5 protein-coding genes are annotated in these 5,247 nt (G+C 69.4%); all 5 read left to right on the top strand.

Annotation, left to right across the window (positions count from 1 at the left end; all coding sequences use genetic code 11):
* On the top strand, positions 1 to 345 hold a 345-nt coding region (locus ACFY07_RS28375), incomplete at its 5' end, for an oligopeptide/dipeptide ABC transporter ATP-binding protein (RefSeq protein WP_390872411.1).
* A gap of 383 nt (positions 346 to 728) precedes the next feature.
* A complete protein-coding gene (locus tag ACFY07_RS28380) occupies positions 729 to 2,411 on the top strand; it encodes an ABC transporter substrate-binding protein (protein ID WP_390872412.1) in 1,683 nt (560 codons plus the stop codon).
* A 125-nt stretch (positions 2,412 to 2,536) separates the two neighbouring features.
* The gene (locus ACFY07_RS28385; protein WP_390872413.1) at positions 2,537 to 3,466 is read left to right on the top strand and encodes an ABC transporter permease; all 930 of its coding nucleotides are present in this window, start codon (positions 2,537 to 2,539) and stop codon (positions 3,464 to 3,466) included.
* A 31-nt stretch (positions 3,467 to 3,497) separates the two neighbouring features.
* Positions 3,498 to 4,475, top strand: coding sequence for an ABC transporter permease (locus ACFY07_RS28390; protein WP_390872414.1), 978 nt, complete (start codon positions 3,498 to 3,500; stop codon positions 4,473 to 4,475).
* A gap of 70 nt (positions 4,476 to 4,545) precedes the next feature.
* On the top strand, positions 4,546 to 5,247 hold a 702-nt coding region (locus ACFY07_RS28395), incomplete at its 3' end, for an ABC transporter ATP-binding protein (RefSeq protein ID WP_390872415.1).

Genomic DNA, 5,247 nt, shown 5'->3' on the forward strand with positions numbered 1-5,247 from the left:
GACCGGGTGGGGGTGATGTACCTGGGGAAGATGGTCGAGATCGGCACGGACACCCAGATCTACGACCACCCCACGCACCCGTACACGCAGGCGCTCCTCTCGGCGGTCCCCGTCCCCGACCCCGCCACCCGCGAGGAGCGCGAGCGCATCCTGCTGCAGGGGGACGTGCCCTCGCCGGCGAACCCGCCGTCGGGCTGCCGCTTCCGCACCCGCTGCTGGAAGGCCCAGGAGCGGTGCACTGTCGAGGAGCCGCTGCTGGCGGCGCCGTCGTGGCTGACCGGCGAGGCGGCGCACGACTCGGCGTGCCACTTCGCCGAGGAGAAGGACGTCGTCCACGCGGAGTAGGCGGGCGCGGCGGGCGGGTGGCGAGGGCGGAGTCCGCGGTTCCCGCGGGCCCGCCCTCGCCGTGCAGGCGGCCCGGTCCCGCGCAGGCGGCGGGGCGGGCCGCCGGTTCGCATGCTGGTCGCTCCTTTGCCTCTATAAACGAGTATTGCGGCTTTCGCGACCTCTTATCGGACGCCGGTCTCCGGATAAAGTAGAATCGGATTTACAGGTTCCGTTTTGTTTTGCACCTCTTTTCCACCCCTTGCCCCGCCTTGGTCTGCGCACGTAATGAAAAAGTGACGCGGGCCCGATTCTCAGGAGGGGGTTTCGTGATCGATAGTGGCTCTGCGCGCGCGAGTTGCCTTCCCGTCACTTCCTGTGCGGTCGATCAAAGGGGTAGATGAATGAGGCTGACCAAGGCCATGAGATGGGCGGCGGTCGCGGCTACGGCCGCGCTCGCCGTGACGGCCTGCAGCAACAGCGGCAGCAGCGACTCCGGCTCGAAGAGCCCGTCCCAGTCCTCCCAGGGCGCCGGCGGCCCCGCCAAGGACGGCGGCACCTTCAAGCTCGGCATCAGCGAGCCCACCGCGATCGACCCGTACAACGCCCAGGAGTCCGAGGGCATCCTGGTCACGCACAACCTCTTCACCGGCCTGATCGACGTCAAGGCCGACGGCACGGTGGTCCCCAGGCTCGCCCTGTCCCGCACGCCGAACAGCGACTGCAGCGAGTGGACGTTCAAGCTCAAGACGGGCACGACGTTCACCAACGGCGAGCCGGTCGACGCCGAGGCGTTCATCCGCGGCTGGACCCGCACCGCCTCCAAGGCCTCCGCCTCCGACGTGGCCTACCACATGGCCGAGATCGACGGCTTCGACGACCTCCAGTCCGGGAAGGCCACGGCCTTCAAGGGCCTCTCGGCGCCGTCCGCCGACACCCTGCTCGTCAAGCTCGCGCAGAAGGACTGCGAGTTCGACCTCCGCACCTTCCACACCGCCTTCAGCCCGGTGCCCAAGGTGGCCGGCGCGGCGGACAACAAGACGTACAACGACATGCCGATCGGCAACGGCCCCTTCAAGATGGACGGGCCCTGGCAGCACAACACCAAGATCACGCTGGTCCGCAACGCCGACTACGGCCTGGACAAGGCCCACCTCGACAAGGTCGAGATCTCGATCCTCAACGCGGACAACGGCGTCACCCTGGAGTACCAGGGCTACCAGGCCGGCCAGTTCGACTGGGCCCGGATGCCCGTGCCGCAGTACTCCGCCGCCAAGGCGATGTACGAGTCCAAGGGCCAGTGGCTGCAGTGGGACTCCAACGGCATGAACTACATCCTGCCGATGACCAAGAAGGGCCCCCTCACCAGCAAGGAGGCCCGCCAGGCGATCTCGTACGCGATCGACCGCAAGGCGATCACGGCCGGTGTCTTCAAGGGCTTCTTCACCGCGGCCGACTCCCTGGTGCCGCCGGCCTTCCCGACCGCCTACCAGAAGGGCGTCTGCGCCAGCTGCGTCGCCCAGGACAAGGCCAAGGCCAAGGAGCTCGCCGCCAAGGCGGGCCTGAAGCCCGGCACCGAGCTGTACTTCGGCTACAACACCGGCGCCGGCCACGAGGAGTGGGTCCAGGCCGTCGCGGGCCAGCTGAAGGACGTGCTCGGCCTCAAGATCAAGCTCGACGGCATCCCCTTCAAGGAGCTGCTGGACAAGGAGACCTCGCCCGACAGCACCGGCATCTACCGGGCCGCCTGGGGCGCCGACTACCCGACGCCCGGCAACTTCCTCACGCCGCTGCTCTCCACCAGCTCGATCAACGAGAACCCCGACAGCCACGTGGTGCAGGGTGACAACCGCGGCCGCTGGAGCAACCCCGAGTTCGACAAGCTGACGTCCCAGGCCGCCAGCACCCAGGACCAGGGCGAGCGCTACAAGCTGTACCAGCAGGCCGAGAAGGTCGCCATGGACGACCAGGCGCTCATCCCGCTCTGGAACCGCACCCAGCTCCGCCTGGCGAACACCTCCAAGTGGAACAACCTCACCTACGACTTCAACGAGAACCCCACGCTGTCCGCCGTCTCGGCGAAGTAGTCCCCCGCACGGCGCGCGCGCCGGCAGCACCGCACAGGAGGGTCGCGGAACGCCAGGGCAACGGCGTTCCGCGGCCCTCGTCGGCGACCGGCCCCCGCGCACCCCACCCCCGAGAGGCCCCACCCATGGGTAGATACGTCGTGCGGCGGCTGGGTCAGATGGTCGTCGTCCTCCTCGGTGCGACCATGATCCTCTTCGCCTGCCTCTTCGTGATCCCGGGCGACCCCGTGGGGTCGCTGGCCGGCAGCGACAAGGCCCGCGACCCCGCGGTCATCGCACAGCTCCACCAGCGCTACGGTCTGGACGACCCGCTGGCGGTCCAGTACGGCAACTACATCAAGCGGCTCGTCCAGGGCGACATGGGGGAGGACTTCACCCAGCGCCGCCCGGTCTCCGAGATCCTCGCCCCCAAGCTCGTCAACACCGCCAAGCTCGCCGTCGTCGCCATCGTCTTCGACATGGTGATCGGCATGCTGGTGGGCGTCGTCGCCGCGCTCAAGCGCTACTCCCTGCTCGACACGGTCGTCACCCTGGCGACCACGATCGTGGTCGGCTTCCCCACCTTCGTCATCGGCATGCTGCTGCTCAACACCTTCGCGGTGCAGCTGAAGTGGGTGCCGGTCATCGGCGACCCGGGCGACCCCAAGCAGATCATCCTCCCCGCGCTCACCCTCGCCCTCGTGGACGCGGCCCTGGTCGCCCGGCTCACCCGCGGCACCATGCTGGAGATCCTGCGGGCCGACTACGTCAAGACCGCCGTGGCCAAGGGCGTGCCGCGCCGGCAGGTCCTGCTCAAGCACGTGCTGCGCAACTCGGTGATCCCGGTCATCACCTACATCGGCATCTCCTTCGGCACCCTGCTCGGCGGCGCCCTCATCACCGAGGTCATCTTCAACTGGGACGGCGTCGGCATGGCCATGAACACGGCCGTCCAGCAGCAGAACAACCCCATCATCATCGGCGTGGCCACCTGGGGCGTGCTGATCTTCGTGCTGCTCAACCTGCTGGTCGACCTGCTCTACGCGGTACTCGACCCCCGGATCAGGCTCGGCTAGGGCCCGCGGGCCAGTGGAGGAACGCAATCCCATGACCAATCTCGCGAAAGTGCCCGGGCAGCCCGGCGAGGCCGCCGGGCCGGAGGGTCCCCAGTCGGCCGGCGCCGAGGCCGCGGCCGCCGCGACCGCGGGCAGCCACGGCGCCGCGAACGCCGAACCCGCCGTCGCCGCCACCAAGGAGTGGCGCGAGGTGTGGCACCGCTTCGCCACCAACCGCCTGGCGCTCGTCGGCACGGTGCTGGTCCTGCTCCTGCTGGCGACGGCGGCCTTCGCACCGCTGATCGCCCCGCAGGACCCGTACCGGCAGGACCTGATGAACACCCTGCAGGCGCCCTCGGGCAGCCACCTCTTCGGCACCGACTCGCTCGGCCGCGACCAGTTCTCCCGCGTCGTGTACGGCTCCCGCATCGCCGTCCTCGTCGGCGTCGCCTCGATCGTGCTGACCGTGATCATCGGCGTCACCCTGGGCGCGGTCGCCGGCTACTTCGGCCGCTTCTACGACACCCTGGTGATGCGCGTCGCCGACGTGTTCTTCGCCTTCCCGCTGCTCATCGGCTCGATCATCATCATCACCGTGACCGGCCGGGGCGTCACCCCCGTGATCATCGCCCTCGCGGTCTTCGGCTGGGCGACCGTGGCCCGGCTGCTGCGCAGCTCCGTGCTCTCGACCCGGGAGATGGACTACGTGCACGCCGCGCGGGCCCTCGGCGCCGGCCACCGCCGGATCATCCTGCGGCACATCCTGCCCAACTCCATCGCCCCCGTGCTGATCTACGCGACCTTCAACGTCGGCACCGCCGTCGTCGCCGAGGCGTCCCTCTCCTTCCTGGGCGTCGGCGTCAGCCCCGAGGTCCCCGAGTGGGGCAACATGCTCGCCGTCGGCCGCGGGTTCATCGGCGTCTACGACTACATGTGGACGCTCCCCTCCCTCGCGGTGGTGCTCACCACCCTGGGCTTCATCTTCGTCGGCGACGGTCTGCGCGACGCGCTCGACCCCAAGCTGCGGTGACAAGGAAGGCGACGGCGAAGTGAAGAAGACAGTGGACGACGCCCCCGGCGCGGGCGCCGCGGCCGACACCCTGAGGGCGGAGGCGCCGGACGGCCCGGACACGCCGCTGCTCCAGGTCGACGACCTGCACGTGGAGTTCAAGACCCGCGACGGTGTGGCCAGGGCGGTCAACGGCGTCAGCTACAGCGTGGACGCGGGCGAGACGCTGGCGGTGCTGGGCGAGTCGGGGTCGGGCAAGTCGGTGACGGCGCAGGCGGTCATGGGCATCCTCGACACGCCCCCCGGCCGGATCGCCGGCGGCCGCGTGCTCTACCGCGGCGAGGACCTGCTCACCATGGGCGAGGAGCAGCGTCGCTCGATCCGCGGCCGCAAGATCTCGATGATCTTCCAGGACGCCCTCTCCGCCCTCAACCCGGTCTTCTCGGTGGGCTGGCAGCTCGGCGAGGTCTTCCGGGTGCACCAGGGCATGTCCAAGAAGGACGCCAGGGCGAAGGCCGTCGAGCTCATGGAGCGGGTCCGCATCCCCGCCGCCCGGGAGCGGGTCAACGACTACCCGCACCAGTTCTCGGGCGGCATGCGGCAGCGGATCATGATCGCCATGGCCCTGGCGCTGGAGCCGGACCTGATCATCGCGGACGAGCCGACCACCGCCCTGGACGTCACCGTCCAGGCCCAGATCATGGACCTCCTCGCGGAGCTGCAGCGCGAGTACCGGATGGGCCTGATCCTGATCACGCACGACCTGGGTGTGGTGGCGGACGTGGCGGACAAG

This window comes from Streptomyces sp. NPDC001380, from assembly GCF_042895785.1.
GTDB lineage: Bacteria > Actinomycetota > Actinomycetes > Streptomycetales > Streptomycetaceae > Peterkaempfera.